Below are 20,514 nucleotides of genomic sequence, written 5' to 3'. Positions count from 1 at the left end.
ATCGTAACTAATTAAGTTACATGAAACGCAACAGTCGACTGTCCTCAATCCTGCACATTCTCGTCCACATAGCCGAGAAGCCCGAGCAGGCGCTGACCTCCGAGCAGCTTGCCACCTTTGTCCATACCAATCCGGTGGTGGTGCGCCGCACTATCGCGGGCTTGCGCGATGCCGGCATCGTCACCTCCTCACGCGGGCATGGCGGCGGCTGGCAGCTCGGACGTGCGCCCAAAGACATCTCGCTGGCCGAGATCAGCGCCGCCCTTGGCGAGACGCTGCTGCCGTTCAGCACCGAGCCGGAAAGCCCCGGCTGCCTCGTCGAGCAAGCGGTGATCGCCGTGCTCGACGATTTTCGCATCGCGGCAGAAAGGCTGCTGGCGGAGAAGCTCAGCCACATCACGCTGGCCGACCTGACCGCCGATTTCCGCCGCCGTTACGATCTCATTGGAGTTTCAAGTCATGCAGTATGATCTTGCCGTCGTCGGCGGCAGCTTTGCCGGCCTGTCCGCCGCAATCCAGGCGGCGCGCGCGCGGCGCAAGGTGCTGGTGATCGACGCCGGACTGCCGCGCAACCGCTTCGCCGCGCATTCGCACGGCTTTCTCGGCCAGGACGGCCGTACGCCCGGAGCGATCCTGGACGATGCAAGGCGGCAATTGCTTGCCTATCCGAACGCAAGGCTCGTCAAAGCGCGTGCCGAGAGGGCTAGAGCCAACAGCAGCAGCGATTTCGAAATCGCCACCGATGGCGGCGACACATTCGGCGCGGCACGCCTGGTGCTTGCGACCGGCGTGCGCGATGTCTTGCCGGAGGTTCCCGGGCTTGCCGAACAATGGGGCAGGACCGTGCTGCATTGCCCCTATTGCCATGGCTACGAGGTTTCCGGCGGACCGCTCGGCGTGCTGGCGACCGGACCGATGTCCTTGCATCAGGCGCAACTGATTTCCGACTGGGGCGACGTCACGCTGTTCGGCAACGGCCTGCTGGAGCCCGGCGCCGAGGAGATGGCCGCCCTTCATGGCAAGAATATCCGCTTTGAGCCTGCGACGGTCCAAGCGCTCGAGGAAGACGGTTCCGGCGGATTGACGGTCCGTCTCGATGGCGACCGAAAGGCCGGAGTCAGGGCGATCTTCACCGCGCCGCGCAACACCATGGCCAGCCCGCTTGCCGAACAGCTCGGCTGCCGCTTCACGGATGGGCTTCTGGGCCCGATCATCACGGTCGACGACAGGCAGCAGACGACGGTTCCCGGTGTCTATGCCGCCGGCGACGCGGCACGCGCGATGCATAACATCGCCTTCGCCGTGTCGGGCGGGACCTTCGCGGGCGTGTGCGCCCATCAGTCGCTGGTCTTTGGCCAGACGTCGTCCGGCTAGATACCGCTTGCGCCGCCGGCGATGCTGAGCCGCGCTCCGGCTTGCGCCAGCGCCGCTTCGATGTCGTGCGGCGGCGCGCGGTCGGTGGCAAGCTCGGAAAAACCGTCGAAACCGCAAACCTGGACCAGGCCCTGGCGGCCGAACTTCGTGTGGTCGGTGATGACGAGGGAACGCTGGCCACGCGACAGCACCATGCGGGCAAATTCGGCCTCGTCCAGATCGTAGTCCATGACGCCCGTGACGGCATCGACGGCGCCGGTGGAGATGATGGCATGGCTGACCGAAAATCGGCTGACGAACTCGATGGCCGAAGCTCCGAACGCCGCACCTGAATCGCTGCGCAGCTCGCCCCCGGCCATATAGACCTTATTGCCGTTGATGGTGGCCAGCGTGCGGGCGATGTCGGACGAATTGGTGACGACCGTCAGGCGCCGGTGGCCGAGCAGTTCACGCGCCAGGAATGACGTCGTGGTGCCGGTATCGAGCATGATCGACTCGCCGTCACGGATGGTGGCCGCAACCGAGCGCGCAATGCTGCGCTTGGCGTCGGCATGCTCGCGCATGCGCCGCTCGAAAGGCGCCTCGCCGATCATCGACGGCAGGCCGATGGCGCCATGCATCTTCAGAACCGACCCGTCGCTGGTCAGCGGCTTGACGTCACGGCGCACGGTTTCGAGCGAAACGCCGAGCCGATCGGCCAGGCTGGCGATGGTGACGGTTCCCTCTTCCTGCAACAGCCGCAGGATTTCGCCATGCCGTTTCGAGTGGATCATAGGGGCGTCCAGTAAATTGACCGATTCTAGGGCATTCCTAACGCTTTTAAAGGAATTGCCCATGCTTTCGGGCAAAATACCCAGAAAAAGTCACATCTTTTCATTGACAGGAGAGCAACCAGGGCGTGAAATCCCACCGCAACAGGGTTTCGGAGCTGCAACGGGAGGGCAATGGCAGAGCCGCAACTCACTGGCCAGGCTTACCTGCGAGGTGTCTGGCGCAAGAGATTTTCAGATCCGCGGGGGCGGATGCCGGGCTCAAAAACCTGGCCAAGGGGCTCGTCGGTGCGGTGCGGGATACCGATCCTGGCGTCCCGCACCGACGAGATCATTCACGCTTCTCCCCGCCGTCGTTGCGCCGCTCACGGCGCCTTATCGAAGCCCCGCAAACCAGACCAGCCAGCAGGTGTGATTCCGTGACTGCCGAAGACCGCATCCGCGCCCTGCCCTGCTGGACCGGCGCCATCGAAATCGCGCCGTTGCCGGGCGGCCTGAGCAACGCCAATTATGTGGTCTCCGACGCGGCCGGCAAACATGTCGTGCGCTTCGGCCAGGACTATCCGTTCCACCATGTCTATCGCGAGCGCGAGGTGATGACGGCGCGGGCGGCCCACGCCGCCGGCTTCGCGCCGGCGGTCCTTTATGCCGAGCCGGGAATCCTGGTGACGGCGTTTCTCGGCGCCAAGACCTATCTGGCGCAGGACGTGCGCGCCAATCTCGGCCGTGTCGCGGCGTTGATGCGCGGCTTCCACCGCGAGATGCCCAACCATGTCTCCGGCGCCGGCTTCATGTTCTGGGTGTTCCACGTCATCCGCGACTATGCGCGCACGCTGGACGAAGGCGGCAGCCGCAAGCGCGACGAGCTGCCGCGTTTCCTGGCGCTGGCCGACGAACTGGAACGGGCGCAGAAACTGCTGCCGATCGTCTTTGGCCACAATGATCTTTTGCCGGCCAATATCCTCGACGACGGCAGCAGGCTGTGGCTGATCGATTTCGAATATGCCGGCTTCAACACGGCGATGTTCGACCTGGCCGGCGTCGCCTCGAACGCCGGCATGAGCGACGATGAATCCTTCGCCTTCCTGACCGCCTATTTCATGAAGGAGCCGGACGATGCCATCCGCCGCTCGCACGCCGCCATGCAATGCGCCTCGCTGCTGCGCGAGGCGATGTGGAGCATGGTGTCGGAGCTCTATCTCGATGCGCCGGGCATCGACTACGTCGCCTATACGGAAGAAAACCTGGCGCGGCTCGGCGCGGCGCTGGAAAACTACCGGACAAAGTACGGGATCCTGAAATCATGACCTTGCCTAGCCAGGCCGCGATCGTCGTCATCGGCGGCGGCATCATCGGCTGTTCGACGGCCTATCATCTGGCGCGCGACCACAAAGCCGACGTGGTTCTGCTCGAACAGGGCAAGCTGACGTCGGGCTCGACCTGGCATGCGGCGGGCCTGGTCGGGCAATTGCGCTCGTCGGCCTCGATCACGCGAGTGCTGAAATACTCCGTCGACCTCTACAAGGGGCTGGAGGCCGAGACCGGGCTCGCCACCGGCTGGAAGATGACCGGCTGCCTGCGGCTCGCCACCAATGCCGACCGCTGGACCGAGTACAAAAGGCTGGCGACCACGGCGAAAAGCTTCGGCATGGACATGCATCTATTGTCGCCGGCGGAGGTGAAGGCGATGTGGCCGCTGATGGAGACTGGCGATCTCGTCGGCGCCTCATGGCTGCCGACCGACGGCCAAGCAAGCCCGTCCGACATTACCCAGTCGCTGGCCAAGGGCGCGCGCATGCATGGCGCCAAGCTCTACGAGAACGTGCGCGTCACCGGCTTCGAGATGAAGGGCGGCCGCATCACGGCGGTGAAGACCGACCAGGGCGACATCGCCTGCGACAAGGTGGTGAACTGCGCCGGACAATGGGCACGGCAGGTCGGCGCCATGGCCGGCATCAACGTGCCGCTGCAGCCGGTCAAGCACCAGTACATCATCACCGAGAAGATCGACGGGTTGGCGACCGACGCGCCGACGCTGCGCGATCCGGACCGGCGCACCTATTTCAAGGAAGAGGTCGGCGGCCTGGTGATGGGCGGCTATGAGCCGAACCCACAGGCCTGGACGACGGGGGACGTGCCCAATGACTGGGAGTTCCGGCTGTTCGACGACGATTACGACCATTTCGAACAGCATATGAGCCAGGCCATCGCCCGAGTGCCGGCACTGGAGACGGTCGGCGTCAAGCAGATGATCAACGGGCCGGAGAGCTTCACGCCGGACGGCAATTTCATCCTCGGCGTGGCGCCCGAATGCGCCAACATGTTCGTCGGCGCCGGCTTCAACGCCTTCGGCATCGCCTCCGGCGGCGGCGCCGGCTGGGTGCTGGCGCAATGGGTGGTCGACGGCGAGGCGCCGCTCGACCTGTGGGTGGTCGACATCAGACGGTTTTCCAACCTGCACCGCGACCGGCAATGGGTGTGCGAGCGTACGCTGGAAGCCTATGGCAAGCATTACACGATCGGCTTCCCGCATGAGGAATACACCAGCGGCCGGCCGCGCATCGTCTCGCCGCTCTATGACAGGCTGAAGGGCCACCGCGCCGTATTCGGATCCAAGCTCGGATGGGAGCGCCCGAACTGGTTCGCGCCGGAGGGCGTCGAGCCCAAGGACCTCTATTCGATGGGCAGGCAGAACTGGTTCGACGCCGTCGGCGACGAGCACCGGCATGTACGCGAGCATGTCGGCATTTTCGACCAGTCGTCCTTCGCCAAATACGAATTGACCGGGCCCGACGCGGCCAAGGCGCTAGACTGGATCTGCGCCAACGATGTCAGCAAGCCCGTGGGAAGGCTGACCTATACCCAGCTTCTCAACAGCCGAGGCGGCATCGAGGCCGACCTGACCGTGTCGCGGCTGGCCGAGGACAAATTCTACATCGTCACCGGCACTGGGTTCCGTACCCACGATGCCTCGTGGATCGGCGACCATATCGGGGAAGGCCTCGATGCCAGGCTGACCGACGTCACCGAGGATTTCGGCACGCTGTCGCTGATGGGGCCGCGCGCCCGCGACGTGCTGTCCGCGGTGACCGGCAGCGACGTGTCGAATGCCGGCTTCCCGTTCGGCCATGTCAGGGAGATCGTCATCGCCGGGCACGCGGTCCGGGCGCTGCGCGTCACCTATGTCGGCGAACTCGGCTGGGAATTGCATGTGCCGATTGCCGTGACCGGCGAAGTCTTCGACGCGCTGATGGCGGCCGGCGGGACACACGATATCCGCCCGGTCGGCTACCGGGCGCTGGAATCGCTGCGGCTGGAAAAGGGCTATCGCGCCTGGGGCTCCGACATCACACCCAACGACACGCCGCTGGAAGCCGGACTGGGCTGGGCTGTCAAGCTCAGGAAGAACACGGATTTCGTCGGACGGCGGGCCTTGGAAATGTCCGGCGGCGCGGCGCTGAAGAAACGCTTTGCCGGCTTCACGGTCGACGATCCGGAGATCGTGCTGGTCGGGCGCGAGACCATCCTGCGCGATGGCGAGCCGGTCGGCTATCTGACCAGCGGCGGCTATGGCTACACGATAGGCAGGAATATCGGCTATGGCTATGTGCGCAACGCCGACGGGGTCAGCGATGATTTCCTCGCTTCGGGCCGCTATGAACTGGTGGTCGCGACACAGCGGACACCGGCCACAATCCATATCGAGCCGCTATACGATCCGGCAATGCAGCGCGTGAAGGCCTAGCGCACCCGCAGTGCGAGACCACGGCTCGGCACCGTGTCGGCCTCGCCAGGCATGGAGACGTATGGCCGTGTCTCCTCGACCCGAGCGATGCGGCCTTGCGTTTCGAGTTCCGTGATGCGCGCGGCGAAACCCTGATCCCATAGGGTGTTCTTGACGGTGAGCACGACCACCCCGCCCGGCCGGCAGATGCGGATCAGTTCGTCCAGTCCCTCGGCGCCGACATGGCCAGACGTGAATACACCGGCGGAAATGATGCCGGCATAGGCGTCGTCGGCAAAAGGCAAGGCGCCGCCAAGCGCCAGGCAATGCAGCGCCGAATAGACGCCCTTGCGCGCGGCCTGGTCCAGCATGCCTTGCGAGATGTCGAGCGCCTCGACCTCGGGATAGCCTGCAATGTGAAGCCATTCACCGATCAGCCCTGTGCCCGCGCCGGCGTCGAGCAGGGGGACCGAGCCGCGTGGCAGGTGGCGGGCGAGCAAGGCCAGGCAGATGGTCGGGTGGCGGTAGCCGGCGGCCGACATGTCTGCATCGTAGGTCTGCGACCAGCGATCGTAGAGTTCCGCCACCTCTTCAGGGCGCTTGGCGGCGTAGACAGCGCCGAGCGCGCCCTGATGTTTGCTGTCCGTCACGGTTCCACCCGTTGCCTGTCTGATAGGGATGATAGCCAAACGGGGAAAATTGTGGAACCGTTGCGGCAAAGAAATAACGGCGTGGGGGGCGCGGGCATGGCGACAGACGAGGCGCGGGCAAAACTTGCCGCCATTCCGGCGCTGGCCGGCTACACCGGACCGCTGGATCGGCTCGGCGGCCTCACCAACCTCGTTTTCCGAGCCGGCGATCTCTGCCTGCGCATTCCAGGCAAAGGCACAGAGGAATACATCAACCGCGCCAACGAAGCGGTGGCGTCGCGCGAGGCGGCAAGAGCCGGCGTCAGCCCGCAGGTGCTGCATGCGGACGCGGCCACCGGCCTGATGGTGACCCGCTACATTGCCGGCGCAGAGACGATGTCGCCGGAAAAATTCCGGGACCGGCAGGGAAGTCCGGCCCGTGCGGCCGAGGCCTTTCGCAAGCTGCACGCGTCCGGCGCGGTCTTCCCCTTCCGCTTCGAGCTGTTTGCGATGATCGACGACTATCTCAAGGTGCTTTCGACCAAGGACGTCGCCCTGCCCGCCGGCTACCACGATGTGGTGCGCGAGGCAGGCTCCGTGCGCTCGGCCCTTGTCGCGCATCCGTTGCCGGTCGTTGCCTGCCATTGCGATCCGCTGTGCGAGAACTTCCTCGATACAGGCGAGCGGATGTGGATCGTCGACTGGGAATATTCCGGAATGAACGACCCGCTCTGGGACCTCGGCGATCTCAGCGTCGAAGGCAAGTTCGACGCCGCGCAGGACGAGGAGTTGATGCGCGCCTATTTCGGCGGCGAGGCGAGGCCGGCGCAACGGGGACGCGTCGTCATCTACAAGGCGATGTGCGACCTTTTGTGGACGCTATGGGGGCTTATCCAGCTCGCCAACGACAATCCGGCCGACGATTTCCGCGCCTATGCCGATGGCCGCTTCGCGCGCTGCAAGGCGCTGATGGAGACGCCTGAGTTCTCCAGGCACCTTGCGGCGGTGAGAGCAGGCTAGGCCCCGGAATCCTGGTTGGCAATGCCCACGGCGACAAGCTCGCCCTATCGGCTCTTGGCGCCCAGTTGCCTGAGAAAGCTCCGGTAATCCGTTCGGACGAACTCCTCGACCAGGCGGCCTTCGTCGTCGAACAGGAATATGTTGATCAGGTCCATGGTGATGTCGGCGCCGTTGGGCGGCAGCGGCCCGGCCGGCGACATCGAGAATTCATGGACAAAGCGTCCGGTGATCCATGTCTGGCACGCGACCGTATTTCCTTCCACGACGACGATGCCGCGCCGGATCGCGCGGTTCTCGAATGCCGCGCGGATCGCCGCGAAATAGCTGCTCAACCCGCCAAAATCACTCTCAAAGCCATCCGGTCCGTGAAAGCGGAAGTTTTCGACATCGAAATAGCTGGCGATTTCATCGGCCGGCGCACCGGCGACTTCAAGTTCTCCCGCCTTGACGAGCCGCGCGACGAGTTCGTCCCGTGTGAGTTTGATGGTCATGACGATATCCTCCTGTTTTGACCGGATCCGACGCTTCGGTCCGAAGTGTCTTCACGGGAGATAGGGCTTTCTTATTGGTCTCATTAGGCGGATAAACCGGCATGAGTTCGTGAAGGATTTTCACCAATGTCCCGGCCGACTTTCAATGAGCTGGAAGCATTCCGCGCTGTCGCCGCCCACCGCAGCTTTCGCCACGCCGCCGACGCCATTGGCGTATCGCGCTCGGCGCTCAGCCACACAATCATCGGGCTTGAGAAGACGCTGGGCGTGCGGCTTCTCAACCGCACGACGCGCAGCGTCTCTCCCACCGACGCGGGCGCGCGGCTGCTCCGGCTGCTGGAGCCGATCATGCACGACCTGGATGCGGCGCTGGATGAGCTTGCCGAGGACCGCGGTGCGCCGAATGGAACGTTGCGGATCAATGCGAACAAGGCGGCGGCCATGTGGCTGTTGAGCCGCATCGTGCCGGGCTTCCTGTCACGGCATCCCGGGATCGAGCTCGATCTGGTGTCGGAGGGACGGCTCGTCGACATCGTCCATGATGGGTTCGACGCCGGCGTGAGGCTGGCCGACGCCATACCCCAAGACATGATCGCGGTGCCGCTCGGCGGCCCCACGCGCTTTGTCGCGGTTGCCGCACCGGCGTATCTGGCCGCCAACAAGCCGCCGGTCACGCCCGAGGATCTGAAGCGTCACGTCTGCATCCGCCAGAGGTTGCCCAGCGGCAAGAGATATCTCTGGGAGTTCGGCAAGGGCGATCAGGAGTTGTCGGTCGATGTTCCGGGCGTCCTGTCGCTCGACGATAACAGCCTGATGGTCCAGGCGGCGGTAAACGGCATGGGGATCGCCTATGTGCCCCAATCCTTCGCCGAAGATGAACTTCGCAACGGCCAGCTCGTGACCGTTCTCACCGACTGGTGCCCCTCGATACCGGGCCTGGCCCTGTACTATCCCGGCTATCGCCACGTGCCTTCGACCCTGCGCGCCTTCATCGACGCGATCCGACACCATCAGCGCGATGCGAAGGCACGATAAGAAGGCCCCGGTCGCCGTCCGTTCTCAGTTGACACCCTTCGGCACGTTCTCGGGCGGCACAGTCGTGTCGACCACCTTCTGGCGATGGAAGATGAACAGGCCGGCGAGCACGACGATGCCGGAGCCGATCAGGATGCGCGGGCTGGGCACGTCGCCGAAAAACACCAGCCCGAACACCACGGCCCACAGGAGCAGCGTGTAGTGCAGCGGCGCCAGCGTCGAGGCCGGCGCCAGTTTCAGCGCCCGCGTGATCATCAGGTGCGCGCCGCAGGAGACGATGCCGAGCAGCAGCATGGCGCCGAAATCGAGCGCTGACGGCGTCTGCCAGGCGCCGATGGTCAGCACGCCGCCGACAACCAGCGTACCGATCGTCTGCCAAGTCACCAGATTGGTGTCACTGGTGCCACGCAAGCGCCGGCTGAGGATGATGGCGAAGGCGAAGGCGATGCTGCCGACCAGCGCAAAGCCCGACGACAGGGAGAGTGCGGCGGACGATGGCTTCAGCATGATGAGTACGCCGCAGAAACCGAGCAGGATCGCCAGCCAGCGGCGCCAACCGACCTTTTCACCCAGCAGGAAATGCGACAGCGCGGCCACATAGATCGGCCCGGCCATGTAAAAACTCATCACGTCGGCAAGCGGTAGATAGACAACGGCGGCATAGAACAAAGCGGTGTCCAGCGTCGTCGCCGCCACGCGCAGGATCTGCAGCCCAGGCCGTTCCATCCGGAACAGCCTGCCGGCGCCCTGGTTGGCGATCATCGGGCCGAGTACGATAAAGGCACCGATCGAACGGATCAGCACCACCTGGCCGACGGAAAAGCTGGCGACCAGCCATTTGCCCATCGCATCGTTGAGCGCGAACATGAAGTCGCCAGCCAGCATCAGCAAGATGCCGGCCAGAAGCGCGTTCCTGATTGTGAAGTACCGCGTCACGGGTTGCGTCATGCCAATCCCGATTCCTCTTTGTTCGAGCCGCCTCGTAGACGGAAGCGGCGGCTTTGACGAGGAGAAATCCGGAAAAGCGCAAGACCAGGGTCAGAAATCGACTGGTTCTGACCGGTTTTGCTACTTCGGCTGCGGCCTGACGATGATCGGACGATAGATCACCGGCCGGTCCCAGGGATCGAAGGTCGGCGCGCTCCTCAGCTCCGCGCGCCGGTCGAGATCGATGCGCTGCAGGCATTCGGCGAAGGCATCGTTCTTCTTGAGGAAACCGTAGGAGCGGCATTTGGCTTCATCGGCGGCGCGCCGATCTTCAGCTGACACGGCCGTGCAGCCCGCGCTTATCGCCGCCAATGCGACCGCCATCACAATCCTGCGCCACATGAAAACCTCCTCGGATTAAAGTGGAGATTTACCGTAGACTTATTCGCTGAGAAGGCGAAGCATGCGCCTTGATGCAGTGCCAGCGTGCTATTGGGCCTGATGCCTGCGGTTCACCAGCGCCGGCCTGCCGTCGATGGACAGCCTTGTGTCCTGCCTCGTCCGTTCCGCCACGACCTTGCCTCGGGCAATGACGCAGATGCGCTCGGGACGCAGCCTGATCGCCTCTATCGGGTTACCGGCGTCGAGGATCACAAGGCTGGCGCGCTTGCCGACGGCGAGCCCGAGATGATCGAGGCCCATGATCGCGGCATTGACGTTGGTGACCATGTCGAAACAGCGCGCCATGTCGGCGGGGCTCGACATCTGGGCGACATGCAGGCCCATGAAGGCGACGTCGAGCATGTCGGCCGTGCCCAGCGAATACCAGGGATCGAGCACGCAATCCTGACCCCAGCCGACACGGATGCCGAGCGCCAGCATCTCCTTCACCCGGGTCATGCCGCGACGCTTCGGGAAGGTGTCGTGGCGGCCCTGCAGCATGATGTTGATCAACGGATTGGGGATAGCGGAAACGCCGGCTTCGGCAATCAGCGGCAGAAGCTTCGAGACATAGTAATTGTCCATCGAATGCATGGAGGTGAGATGCGAGCCGGCCACCCTGCCCTGCAGGCCGAGGCGATGCGTTTCAAAGGCGAGCTGCTCGATGTGGCGCGACAAGGGATCGTCGGTCTCGTCGCAATGCAGGTCGACCATCAAGCCACGTTTTGCCGCGATCTCGCACAGTTCTGTCACCGAGCGCGTGCCGTCGGCCATGGTGCGTTCGAAATGCGGTATGCCGCCGACGATGTCGACGCCCATGTCGAGAGCGCGGATGGTGTTCTGGCGCGCTGTCGGCGAGCGGTATAGGCCGTCCTGCGGGAAGGCCACGAGCTGCAGATCGATATAGGGCGCGACGATCTTCTTGACCTCAAGCAGCGCCTCGACCGCCAGCAGCCTGTCGTCGCAGACATCGACATGGGTACGGATGGCGAGCAGGCCCATCGACACCGCCCAGTCGCAATAGGCGAGCGCCCGGTCGCGCACCGCCTCATGCGTCAAGAGCGGCTTCAGCTCACCCCACAGCGCAATGCCTTCGAGCAGCGTGCCCGACGCGTTGATGCGCGGAATGCCGTAGGAGAGTGTGGCGTCCATATGGAAATGCGGATCGACGAAGGGCGCCGACACCAGATTGCCGCGTGCATCGATTTCGGCCCGCGCGGCCCCCTCGAGCCTCGGCTCGATCGCCACGATGGTCTCGCCGCTGATGCCGATGTCGGCGGTGCCGCCCTCAGGAAGCGTGCCGCCACGAACAATAAGGTCGAAATCCATCTGTCATCATCCCGCTTGAAGAATCACAATTCCATCGTGTCGCAAAAGGCAGCCCGCCGCAGCGGTTTCTTTCCGCGGCGGCGAACGGTTCCCTCCGGCGCCAACTCACTCTATAAGCCGCCTTCGTCATCCCGGCATCAAGGATCAGCCGTTGTTCCGCTTCTTCCGCTCGACGGAAAACCAGCGCCTCGTCGCAAGACTGCTCAGGGAATCGTTCCGGGAGCACAGGGCCGGCTATGGCGCCGCCATCCTTTCGATGCTGGTGGTGGCCGGCATGACGGCCGCCAGCGCCTGGATACTGCGCGAAATCACCAATGAATTCGTGATCGACAAGAGGATCGACCGCGTCAACCAGATCGCCCTGGCGGTCGCCGGAATCTTCATCGTCAAGGGCATCGCCAATTTCGTCCAGGCCTATTTCATGAGCCGGGTCGGCAACGCCATCATCGCCGACCGGCAACGCAAGATCTACGATCGCATCCTGGCGCAAGGCATCGAGTTCTACCATTCGACCTCGTCATCGGACCTGATAACCCGCATGACCAACAATGCCCAGGCGGCGCGCAACGTGCTCGACCTCATCGTCACCTCTTACGTACGCGACCTGGTGACGCTGGTTGCGCTGATCGGGGTCATGGTCTGGCAGCAGCCGGCGCTGTCGCTGATCTGCTTCGTCGTCGGCCCGCTGGCCATATACGGTGTCAACCGCATCCTGAAGCGCGTGCGCAAGTTCGCCGCCATGGAATTCCGCTCGGTCGGCCAGATCGTGCAGGTGATGCAGGAAACCGCGATCGGCGTGCGCGTGGTCAAATCCTTCAACCTGGAAGGCCTGATGCGCAAACGCATGTACAGGGCGGTGGCGGACGTCGAGGACAGGGCCAACAACATCGCCGCGCTGGAGGCGGTGACCAGCCCGGTGATGGAGACGCTCGCCGGACTGGCGATCGCCGGTGCGGTCATGGTCAGCGGCCTGCTGGTTCTGCAGGGCGGCCAGATGCCCGGCAACATCATGGCTTTCATCGCCGCGCTGCTGCTTGCCTATGAGCCGGCCAAGCGCCTCGCGCGCGTGCGCATCGCGCTGGAAAGCGGCATTGTCGGCGTGCGCATGATGTTCCAGCTCGCCGACGAGCCGCTGACGCTGGCCGAGAAGCCGGATGCGAGGCCGCTTCTGGCCGGGCCTGGCGAGATAAGGTTCGATGCCGTCAGCTTCGCCTACCAGAATGGCCCGCCGGTGCTGGAGGGGTTCGACCTCACGCTCGCGCCCGGCAAAATGACGGCGCTGGTCGGGCCTTCCGGTGGCGGCAAGTCGACGATCCTGAACCTGATCATGCGCATGTATGACCCCAAGAGCGGTCAGGTGCTGCTCGACGGCCAGGATATTTCCCATGCAACGCTGGCCTCGCTCAGGGAAAAGATCGCCTATGTCAGCCAGGACACATTCCTGTTTGCCGGCACGATCATGCACAATATCCGCCTTGGCCGCGAGGGCGCGACCGATGAAGAGGTGATCGCCGCCGCCAAGGCGGCCAACGCCCATGACTTCATCGTCGCGCAGGCGAAGGGCTACGAGACCGATGTCGGCGAGAATGGCGGCCTTTTGTCAGGCGGCCAGCGCCAGCGCATCTCGATCGCGCGCGCCATGCTGCGCAACGCCGAAATCCTGCTACTCGACGAAGCGACCAGCGCGCTCGATGCCGAGTCCGAGGCTTTGTTCCGCGACGCGCTGCAGCAGCTGACCGAGGGGCGCACGACGATCGTCATCGCGCACCGGCTCTCGACGGTACACCAGGCCGACACGATCGTGGTTCTGGAGGCCGGCAAGGTGGTGGAAAGCGGCCCGCACAGGAGCCTGCTCAAGCAGGGCGGGCTGTACCAGAAGCTTTATGAGTATCAGCTGATGCCATGAGCTCCTCCCTTCTCCCCTTGTGGGGAGAAGGGAAAAACGCCGCTACTCCGGCACGTGCCGCACTGCGCCCTTGTCCGCGCTGGTGGCTAAGGCGGCGTAGGCGCGCAACGCGGTCGTCACCTTGCGCTTGCGCTTTTCCTCGGGCTTCCAGGCCAAAGTGCCCTTGGCCTCCATCGCCGCGCGGCGCGCGTCCAGTTCGGCGTCGCTGACAGCCAGGCGGATGGTGCGGTTGGGAATGTCGATCTCGATCGTGTCACCTTCCTGCACCAGCCCGATCGTGCCGCCCTCGGCAGCTTCCGGCGAAGCGTGGCCGATCGACAGGCCCGACGTGCCGCCGGAGAAGCGGCCGTCAGTGACCAGCGCGCAAGCCTTGCCCAGCCCTTTCGATTTCAGATAGCTGGTCGGGTAGAGCATTTCCTGCATGCCGGGCCCGCCGCGCGGACCCTCATAGCGGATGACGACGACGTCGCCGGCCTTGATCTCATTGGCCAGGATCGCCTTGACCGAGGCATCCTGGCTTTCGAACACCCGGGCCGGGCCGGTGAATTTCAGGATCGACTCGTCGACGCCGGCGGTCTTCACGATGCAGCCGTCGAGCGCCAGATTGCCCTTCAACACGGCGAGGCCGCCGTCCTTCGAGAAAGGCGTCTTGGCCGAACGAATGACGCCTTTTTCACGGTCCACATCCAGCTCGTCCCAGCGACGGTCCTGGCTGAAGGCGACCTGTGTCGGCACGCCACCGGGAGCGGCGAGGAAGAAATCGCGGACATTCTGGCTGGAGGTGCGCGAAATATCCCAATGGTCGAGCGCTTCGCCAAGGCTCGCCGTGTGCACGGTCGGCAGGTCGCGGTTGATCAGGCCGGCATTGTCGAGCTGACCCAGGATGGCCATGATGCCCCCGGCGCGGTGGACGTCTTCCATGTGCACGTCGGACTTCGCCGGCGCCACCTTGCAGAGAACCGGCACCCTGCGCGACAGCCGGTCGATATCCTCCATGGTGAAATCGACCTCGCCTTCATGCGCGGCCGCCAGTATGTGCAGCACGGTGTTGGTCGAGCCGCCCATGGCGATGTCGAGCGTCATGGCGTTCTCGAAGGCGCCCTTGGAGGCGATGCTGCGCGGCAACGCGCTCTCGTCGTCCTGTTCGTAATAGCGCTGGGCGAGATCGACGACGAGATGGCCGGCCTCGACGAACAGCCTCTTGCGGTCGGCATGGGTGGCGAGCGTCGAGCCGTTGCCCGGCAAGGAAAGACCGAGCGCCTCGGTCAGGCAGTTCATCGAATTGGCGGTGAACATGCCCGAGCAGGAGCCGCAGGTCGGGCAGGCGGAGCGCTCGATTACCTTGACGTCCTCGTCGGAAATCTTGTCGTCGGCGGCCGCGACCATGGCGTCGACGAGATCGAGCGCCTGCGTCTTGCCGGCCAGCACGACCTTGCCGGCTTCCATCGGCCCGCCGGAGACGAAGACGGTCGGGATGTTGAGGCGCAGCGACGCCATCAGCATGCCGGGCGTGATCTTGTCGCAATTGGAGATGCAGACCATGGCGTCGGCGCAGTGCGCGTTGACCATGTATTCGACGGAATCGGCGATCAATTCACGCGACGGCAGCGAATAGAGCATCCCGTCATGGCCCATGGCGATGCCGTCATCGACGGCGATGGTGTTGAATTCCTTGGCGACGCCGCCGGCCTTTTCGATCTCGCGCGCGACGAGCTGGCCAAGGTCCTTCAGGTGGACATGGCCGGGCACGAACTGGGTGAAGGAGTTGACCACCGCGATGATCGGCTTGCCGAAATCCGAATCCTTCATGCCGGTGGCGCGCCACAGGCCGCGGGCGCCGGCCATGTTGCGGCCGTGGGTGGTGGTGCGGGAGCGATAGGCAGGCATGAGCATTCCTTGGCTGGCTGGCTGCGCTCGGTGCGGAGCGCGGCGGCGCTGAATTTCGATCGCAGGGTTTATAGACCGGCAAGTATGGTCTGACCACATTTTTGCAATGCGCCAGAAATTTGCCCGCGCGGGTTGACGGACGGGGCCGAGCTATATATAGCCAAATGGGTATATAGCTTATTGGCTATGGAGTGCGCATGACTCAACTAGACGCCACCTTCGCCGCGCTTGCCGATCCAACGCGGCGCGCCATCCTTGCGCGGCTCATGGATGGTGAGGCGTCGGTGATGGAACTGGCTGAGCCCTTTGCCATGAGCCAGCCATCGATATCCAAGCACCTCAAGGTGCTTGAGAACGCCGGCCTGATCTCTCGCGGACGCGACGCGCAGCGCCGGCCCTGCCGGCTGGAGGCAAAGCCTTTGGCCGAGGCGACTGACTGGCTGGAGCGTTATCGCAAGATCTGGGAAGGCAATTTCCAACGTCTAGACGTCTTGCTCTCTGCCATGCAGGCCACGAAAGCGGCCGGCGACGCGGAACAATAGCCGGAACCCGGCGTATCAGCCCCGACGAGAAAAAATCAGGAAACCGTGTCGGATCGCCGGTTGCGGCAACGTCCTTGGACAAACAGCAGGAGGATCATCGTGAGCACCACAACATTGCCCGGTTCGACCGTCGCGACATTGACTGTAAGCACGCCTAGCGACCGCGAAGTTCAGGTCACCCGGATCTTCGATGCGCCGCGCCCGATGGTGTTCGACTGCTGGACCATACCGGAGCTGTTGAAGGGCTGGCTGCATGGCCCCGACGGGTGGCGGCTGGCAGTTTGCGAAATTGACCTCAGGGTCGGCGGCGCAACTCGCTATGTCTGGCAGCATCGGGACGGCCAGATCATGGGCATGAGCGGTGCCTATCGTGAGATCGTGCGCCCGAGCCGGCTCGTTGCCACCGAACTGTTCGACGAGGACTGGACCGGTGGCGAGACGATCGGGACCGTGGTCTTCACCGAGCAAGGCGGAAAGACACTGCTGACGCAGACCGTGCTCTACGCCTCCCAGGCAGCCCGCGATGGTGCGCTCGGCACCGGCATGACGAGCGGCATGGCCCAAAGCTACGCCCAACTCGATGCCTATCTCGCTTCCCTGCAGGACGCCGCCAAGGGCGCGGCCTGACCTTCTTCACCCCCTAAGCCTTCTTCACCCCCGAGCCTTCTTCCCCCCTGAACTTCTTCATCCGAAGAGAGAAAAATGAGGAGCACGACAATGCAAAAGATCACCACCTTCCTGTGGTTCGACGACCAGGCCGAAGAGGCCATGAACCATTACGTCTCCATCTTCAAGAATTCGAAGGTGCTGAGCGTCACGCGCTGGCCGCAGGGCCATGCATCGGAGGGCAAGGTCCTGGTGGCATCGTTCGAGCTCGACGGCGTGCAATTCCAGGCGCTCAATGGCGGCCCGCAATACAAGTTCACCGAGGCCATGTCGCTGTCGATCGATTGCAAGACGCAGGACGAGGTGGATCATTTCTGGAGCAAACTCACCGAAGGCGGCGGCGAGCCTGGCCGATGCAGCTGGCTGAAGGACAAGTTCGGTGTTTCCTGGCAGGTCGTGCCGGAGCAGTTGCCGAGATTGCTTCAGGACCCTGACAAGGCCAAGGCCGGACGAGTGATGTCGGCGATGATGCAGATGGGCAAGATCGACATCGCCAAGATCGAGGAAGCCGCCAAAGGCTGATCTGTGCCAGGCGGCGGCCCCGGCATTGGCGCTATGGGTCGGCGCGGCTTTGCCACCCCTGCGGCATCGCCCCGCGCTCCGCGAGGATTTGTCCGATGCGGTTGCCCACCGCGGCCAATGATTGCTGTTTCTTCAACAGCAGGAAGCCATTTCGGGCACGCGCCTCGGCGTCTTGCGGCGAGGCATGGATCGCACGCATCGCCTCGACCGCGGCATCCTTGTCCGCGGTCGCCCAGACCTGGCCCTCGGTGTGAACATATGCGCCATCTTGAACCGGCTGCAACGCATAGGCGACAGGATATCCGGTCGATTCATTGATGAAGTCGGTCGTGCCGCCATAGTCGGTGGCCACGACGGCCTTGCCGGCGGCGAGAGCCTCGGCGGCGCCAAGGCCAAGGCCTTCGGAACGGTGGAGCGAGACGAATGCATCGCATTGCATCATCAGCGCATCCATGCCGGCACGATCGAGAGTACGATCCACGACGTGAATCCGATTGTCCCGCGCCGCGGCCTCCCCGAGCCAGGCGCGCAGTCCCCGGTCCCGCTCGCCACGCGTCTTGATGACGAGTTCGACGTCGCGCTTCGTTGGCTGGAAGGCGGCGCTGAAGGCATTGACGGCGGCTTGCGGATTTTTCCGCTCGCCATACGAGTCAAAATCCAGAAACGTAAAGAAGCGCAATTTCGTACGATCGGCTCGCGGCCCTGGCTGCTGGTCGGGAAGACGAATGGGGTGCGGCACATAGCGCGGCGTGACACCCGGCACGGAAGCAAGGGCCGAGGCGACAAATCGCGAAGGAGCCCAGACTTCGTCGAAATCCCGGATACCGGCATGCCACTCCTTGGGAATCTTCAGAAGTTCCCAGAACGGGTACACGATGTTGAGCCGGCCTGGAGCAATGTCGAGACGATAGCGGTCGATGGAAGCCAACCCCAGAACGATGAGCTGGGCCTTACGGTCGACGATTGAATTGCATTTGCTCGCAAACTCGTCGTCATTTTCGCGTCCCGGCAAAGCCTGGGCGCGGGCGGAGACCGGCAGACGGGCGGCGTCACAGGCATAAACGATATTGCGCGCCGACTGGCCGAGCCCGACCTCCGAACGAAAATATCCGCTCACGCACAGGCCGTCATCCAGGATCCGAACGAGTGGAGCAGACTCGGACAGCTTCTCTTGCCGGGTGTCGAGCCGTCCAAGGTTTTGCAGCAGATAGGACATCGGATTGTCCTGGCCAGGCCGAAAGCCCGGGACCATGGCCGCGCGGCTTTCGATTTCGACGCCGGGCGCGGGCTCACGCTTTGCCCGCCAGCCATGCTTCATGTAGTGGGTAAACGGATCGAGGCCGCTGGCCACGACGTCCCCATACTTTTGCGCATACCAACTGGCATCGAAGACACCGGCGAATTCCGCCAGGGCTCGAAGCGGGTCGCGCCGCGACTGGAGACGGAACGTCGATCTCAGTCCGCGCCTGAGCTGATCCCTCCAGGGGATGGCGCGGCGCGCACGCCGCAAGGTGCGTCGAATGAAATGATCGTCCTTCATTGCACATCCGACCAGTTGGTCCAGGGAAACAGGGCTTGCGAGCGGTCTCCCCAATCCAGATGCGGATTGCGGAAGGGATCATGGTTCACGGCATCCCGCCAACGCCGGATCATCAACTCCCCGGCTGCCACGCGCATGCGCGACACCTCCGGCGTGGTGTCCAGCCCTCTTGTGGAGGACTCGGAATGGACGATCCCTGCCGTCGGCAGCGAAATGACGCGAAATCCGGCCGCGCGGACACGCAGGCAATAATCGATGTCGCTGTGCTCGACCGGCAGGTTGACCTCGTCAAATCCGCCAGCCTTGTCAAAGACGTCTCGCCTGGTCGCGATGATGGCGCCGGTTACCGCCTGATAATTGCGAACCGTGCGCAGCGCATGAAGATACCCATCGGAATGGCTGGCGGCGCCGCGCAGAACGTGCTGCGACACCACGGTTTGCTCCTGGCCCGGGCCGGGTCGCAGGATGACGCCCGCGTGTTGAACCCTGCCATCTGGGTAGAGCAGGCGCGCGCCGGCCACCCCCACTTCGGGGCGCATGGCATGGCTCACCATCATGTCGATCTCGTGCGGCTTCGTCACCTCGATGTCATTGTTGAGCAGCAGCACCATCTGCGCGGTGGTTGCCGCAACACCCAGATTGACCATGCGCGAGAAATTGAAGCGGCCGTCGATCCTGAGGATGCGGGCGCTGTACCGCTGCTTCAGCCATGCGTAGAGCGCCAATGTCTCGGGGTCGGTACTGGCGTGGTCGACTATGACCAGCTCAAGTCCGGCGATTTCCGTGAACTCCAGAAACCTGACGCAGCGTCTCAGCAGTTCCGGCTTGTCACGGTTGGGGATGATGATCGCCACCGATTTTGCGGCCGGGAATTCGCTGATGAGCGTCTCCGCCGAAGGATGCGGTGGAATTGCCGGGAGATGCATGACCGGCTCGGTGAGATGAGCTGTCACCAGCGAGCCGCCGGCAAGAGACCGGAGCCAGTCATGCAGGGACGCCGGACGCGATGACCGCCGGGCGAGGACCAGTCGGCGAGATGCCATGAATGCGGTGCCGATGTAATCCATCGCGACGATCAGGTCTGGATCCCAGCCAGGCAGAAAACAGGGCGACCGTCCGGTTCCGGTCGCCGCGGCACGGTCGTGATCGCAGACGACGAGCTCGAGTGCCGGCTTTCCCGGCGATCGCGAGAGCATTTCGTTCAGCAGATCGAAAGTGTCCGGATCGAACGTCGTTCCCGCGGCCGCAAGGACAAGATGACTGCCGCGCCAGGCATGGTCGGCCGCCGGATCCGACAAGATGTCGAGCACATCGAGCGCCGGCTCGGCGAACAGGCCCCGCAGGCCCACAAACCGGCTGGAATCCGGCAGGTCCTGTTCGCGGGCACCAATCACCACGATCTCGATGTTGCGGTAAGTCTGATCGAGCAAGGCCGACAGGGTTTGCGACATGGCGGTCGCGGACGACGACGCTTCCGGGTAGACGAAAACCGTGATCAGGTGGTTCCAGGCGCCTCGCCCGCGAGGCGACCTTTTCCTTTCGATCAGCCTGGATTGCCGCCAGTCCTCGTAGCCCGCCATGAGGGCATCGTCCCGGCGCCCGCTCATTCGCTCGACCGCCGATGATGATGCGATCCATTCAACGGAATTCGCAGGGATGCCTGCCCGCCCACGGCGCCATCAGTCCCCTTGTCAGGCGTCCCCTCCATCCC

19 protein-coding genes are annotated in these 20,514 nt (G+C 63.9%); 10 read left to right on the top strand and 9 right to left on the bottom strand.

Annotated elements, in window-relative coordinates; genetic code table 11:
• Window positions 1-20: 20 nt before the first annotated feature.
• Both FJ967_RS29510 and FJ967_RS29505 read left to right on the top strand, forming a co-directional pair.
• On the top strand, window positions 21-470 hold the full coding sequence (locus FJ967_RS29510) for an Rrf2 family transcriptional regulator (RefSeq protein WP_140735837.1): 450 nt from the start codon (window positions 21-23) through the stop codon (window positions 468-470).
• On the top strand, window positions 460-1,374 hold the full coding sequence (locus tag FJ967_RS29505) for an NAD(P)/FAD-dependent oxidoreductase (protein ID WP_140735836.1): 915 nt from the start codon (window positions 460-462) through the stop codon (window positions 1,372-1,374). The genes FJ967_RS29510 and FJ967_RS29505 overlap by 11 nt, the downstream gene beginning before the upstream one ends.
• On the opposite strand, the gene FJ967_RS29500 is transcribed toward FJ967_RS29505, so the two are convergent.
• Complete coding sequence (locus tag FJ967_RS29500) at window positions 1,371-2,147, bottom strand: DeoR/GlpR family DNA-binding transcription regulator (protein ID WP_140735835.1); 777 nt, start codon at window positions 2,145-2,147, stop codon at window positions 1,371-1,373. The two genes, FJ967_RS29505 and FJ967_RS29500, sit on opposite strands and share 4 nt — an antisense overlap.
• Before the next feature lie 416 nt (window positions 2,148-2,563).
• On the opposite strand from FJ967_RS29500, the gene FJ967_RS29495 reads away from it, so the two are divergent.
• A complete protein-coding gene (locus FJ967_RS29495; protein WP_140735834.1) occupies window positions 2,564-3,451 on the top strand; it encodes a phosphotransferase family protein in 888 nt (295 codons plus the stop codon).
• A complete protein-coding gene (locus tag FJ967_RS29490) occupies window positions 3,448-5,889 on the top strand; it encodes an FAD-dependent oxidoreductase (protein ID WP_140735833.1) in 2,442 nt (813 codons plus the stop codon). Before FJ967_RS29495 ends, FJ967_RS29490 begins: the two co-directional genes overlap by 4 nt.
• Here FJ967_RS29490 and FJ967_RS29485 read toward each other — a convergent pair.
• Window positions 5,886-6,518 carry a class I SAM-dependent methyltransferase gene (locus FJ967_RS29485; RefSeq protein WP_140735832.1) on the bottom strand — a complete coding sequence of 211 codons (633 nt, stop codon included), beginning with the start codon at window positions 6,516-6,518 and terminating at the stop codon, window positions 5,886-5,888. The genes FJ967_RS29490 and FJ967_RS29485 overlap by 4 nt on opposite strands.
• A gap of 96 nt (window positions 6,519-6,614) precedes the next feature.
• Here FJ967_RS29485 and FJ967_RS29480 point away from each other — a divergent pair, with 96 nt between their 5' ends.
• Complete coding sequence (locus FJ967_RS29480; protein WP_140735831.1) at window positions 6,615-7,517, top strand: phosphotransferase family protein; 903 nt, start codon at window positions 6,615-6,617, stop codon at window positions 7,515-7,517.
• A gap of 44 nt (window positions 7,518-7,561) precedes the next feature.
• Here the strand turns inward: FJ967_RS29480 and FJ967_RS29475 are convergent, their stop codons facing one another.
• Window positions 7,562-8,008: an ester cyclase gene (locus tag FJ967_RS29475; protein ID WP_140735830.1), complete on the bottom strand. Its 447-nt coding sequence runs from the start codon at window positions 8,006-8,008 to the stop codon at window positions 7,562-7,564.
• Window positions 8,009-8,134: 126 nt separating this feature from the next.
• Between FJ967_RS29475 and FJ967_RS29470 the strand changes: the two genes are divergently transcribed.
• Entirely contained in the window at window positions 8,135-9,043 is a 909-nt protein-coding gene (locus FJ967_RS29470) for a LysR substrate-binding domain-containing protein (RefSeq protein ID WP_140735829.1), read from the top strand.
• Between the two features lie 24 nt (window positions 9,044-9,067).
• Here FJ967_RS29470 and FJ967_RS29465 read toward each other — a convergent pair whose 3' ends face one another.
• The 3 genes from FJ967_RS29465 to FJ967_RS29455 all read right to left on the bottom strand — a co-directional run bounded on the left by FJ967_RS29465 (window position 9,068) and on the right by FJ967_RS29455 (window position 11,740).
• Window positions 9,068-9,991: a DMT family transporter gene (locus tag FJ967_RS29465; RefSeq protein ID WP_140735828.1), complete on the bottom strand. Its 924-nt coding sequence runs from the start codon at window positions 9,989-9,991 to the stop codon at window positions 9,068-9,070.
• 120 nt (window positions 9,992-10,111) lie between these two features.
• Window positions 10,112-10,372 (bottom strand): hypothetical protein, encoded by a 261-nt coding sequence (locus FJ967_RS29460; RefSeq protein ID WP_140735827.1) that lies wholly within the window; start codon window positions 10,370-10,372, stop codon window positions 10,112-10,114.
• An 87-nt stretch (window positions 10,373-10,459) separates the two neighbouring features.
• Window positions 10,460-11,740 (bottom strand): amidohydrolase family protein, encoded by a 1,281-nt coding sequence (locus tag FJ967_RS29455; RefSeq protein WP_140735826.1) that lies wholly within the window; start codon window positions 11,738-11,740, stop codon window positions 10,460-10,462.
• A 151-nt stretch (window positions 11,741-11,891) separates the two neighbouring features.
• Between FJ967_RS29455 and FJ967_RS29450 the strand changes: the two genes are divergently transcribed.
• A complete protein-coding gene (locus tag FJ967_RS29450; RefSeq protein ID WP_140735825.1) occupies window positions 11,892-13,646 on the top strand; it encodes an ABC transporter ATP-binding protein in 1,755 nt (584 codons plus the stop codon).
• Window positions 13,647-13,688: 42 nt separating this feature from the next.
• Here the strand turns inward: FJ967_RS29450 and ilvD are convergent, their stop codons facing one another.
• A complete protein-coding gene (gene ilvD, locus FJ967_RS29445) occupies window positions 13,689-15,533 on the bottom strand; it encodes a dihydroxy-acid dehydratase (protein WP_140735824.1) in 1,845 nt (614 codons plus the stop codon).
• 197 nt (window positions 15,534-15,730) lie between these two features.
• Between ilvD and FJ967_RS29440 the strand changes: the two genes are divergently transcribed.
• From FJ967_RS29440 to FJ967_RS29430, 3 genes are all read left to right on the top strand, one after another.
• On the top strand, window positions 15,731-16,075 hold the full coding sequence (locus tag FJ967_RS29440; protein ID WP_140735823.1) for a metalloregulator ArsR/SmtB family transcription factor: 345 nt from the start codon (window positions 15,731-15,733) through the stop codon (window positions 16,073-16,075).
• Between the two features lie 99 nt (window positions 16,076-16,174).
• A complete protein-coding gene (locus FJ967_RS29435) occupies window positions 16,175-16,702 on the top strand; it encodes an SRPBCC family protein (protein WP_246675432.1) in 528 nt (175 codons plus the stop codon).
• Window positions 16,703-16,792: 90 nt separating this feature from the next.
• On the top strand, window positions 16,793-17,263 hold the full coding sequence (locus FJ967_RS29430; protein WP_140735821.1) for a VOC family protein: 471 nt from the start codon (window positions 16,793-16,795) through the stop codon (window positions 17,261-17,263).
• Between the two features lie 31 nt (window positions 17,264-17,294).
• Here FJ967_RS29430 and FJ967_RS29425 read toward each other — a convergent pair whose 3' ends face one another.
• Entirely contained in the window at window positions 17,295-18,803 is a 1,509-nt protein-coding gene (locus tag FJ967_RS29425) for a glycosyltransferase (RefSeq protein WP_140735820.1), read from the bottom strand.
• Entirely contained in the window at window positions 18,800-20,383 is a 1,584-nt protein-coding gene (locus FJ967_RS29420) for a glycosyltransferase (protein WP_181176193.1), read from the bottom strand. The genes FJ967_RS29425 and FJ967_RS29420 overlap by 4 nt, the downstream gene beginning before the upstream one ends.
• Window positions 20,384-20,514 lie beyond the last annotated feature (131 nt).

This window comes from Mesorhizobium sp. B2-3-4, from assembly GCF_006442315.1.
GTDB lineage: Bacteria > Pseudomonadota > Alphaproteobacteria > Rhizobiales > Rhizobiaceae > Mesorhizobium.
The sequence above is the reverse complement of the archived record's forward strand: the minus strand, read 5'-3'. Positions and strand labels throughout refer to the sequence as shown.

Coding starts and splice junctions, on each gene's coding strand:
- FJ967_RS29510 (WP_140735837.1), top strand. CDS start 21: ATGAAACGCAACAGTCGACTGTCCTCAATCCTGCACATTCTCGTCCAC.
- FJ967_RS29505 (WP_140735836.1), top strand. CDS start 460: ATGCAGTATGATCTTGCCGTCGTCGGCGGCAGCTTTGCCGGCCTGTCC.
- FJ967_RS29500 (WP_140735835.1), bottom strand. CDS start 2,147: ATGATCCACTCGAAACGGCATGGCGAAATCCTGCGGCTGTTGCAGGAA.
- FJ967_RS29490 (WP_140735833.1), top strand. CDS start 3,448: ATGACCTTGCCTAGCCAGGCCGCGATCGTCGTCATCGGCGGCGGCATC.
- FJ967_RS29480 (WP_140735831.1), top strand. CDS start 6,615: ATGGCGACAGACGAGGCGCGGGCAAAACTTGCCGCCATTCCGGCGCTG.
- FJ967_RS29475 (WP_140735830.1), bottom strand. CDS start 8,008: ATGACCATCAAACTCACACGGGACGAACTCGTCGCGCGGCTCGTCAAG.
- FJ967_RS29470 (WP_140735829.1), top strand. CDS start 8,135: ATGTCCCGGCCGACTTTCAATGAGCTGGAAGCATTCCGCGCTGTCGCC.
- FJ967_RS29465 (WP_140735828.1), bottom strand. CDS start 9,991: ATGACGCAACCCGTGACGCGGTACTTCACAATCAGGAACGCGCTTCTG.
- FJ967_RS29460 (WP_140735827.1), bottom strand. CDS start 10,372: ATGTGGCGCAGGATTGTGATGGCGGTCGCATTGGCGGCGATAAGCGCG.
- FJ967_RS29455 (WP_140735826.1), bottom strand. CDS start 11,740: ATGGATTTCGACCTTATTGTTCGTGGCGGCACGCTTCCTGAGGGCGGC.
- ilvD (WP_140735824.1), bottom strand. CDS start 15,533: ATGCCTGCCTATCGCTCCCGCACCACCACCCACGGCCGCAACATGGCC.
- FJ967_RS29440 (WP_140735823.1), top strand. CDS start 15,731: ATGACTCAACTAGACGCCACCTTCGCCGCGCTTGCCGATCCAACGCGG.
- FJ967_RS29430 (WP_140735821.1), top strand. CDS start 16,793: ATGCAAAAGATCACCACCTTCCTGTGGTTCGACGACCAGGCCGAAGAG.
- FJ967_RS29425 (WP_140735820.1), bottom strand. CDS start 18,803: ATGAAGGACGATCATTTCATTCGACGCACCTTGCGGCGTGCGCGCCGC.
- FJ967_RS29420 (WP_181176193.1), bottom strand. CDS start 20,383: ATGGCGGGCTACGAGGACTGGCGGCAATCCAGGCTGATCGAAAGGAAA.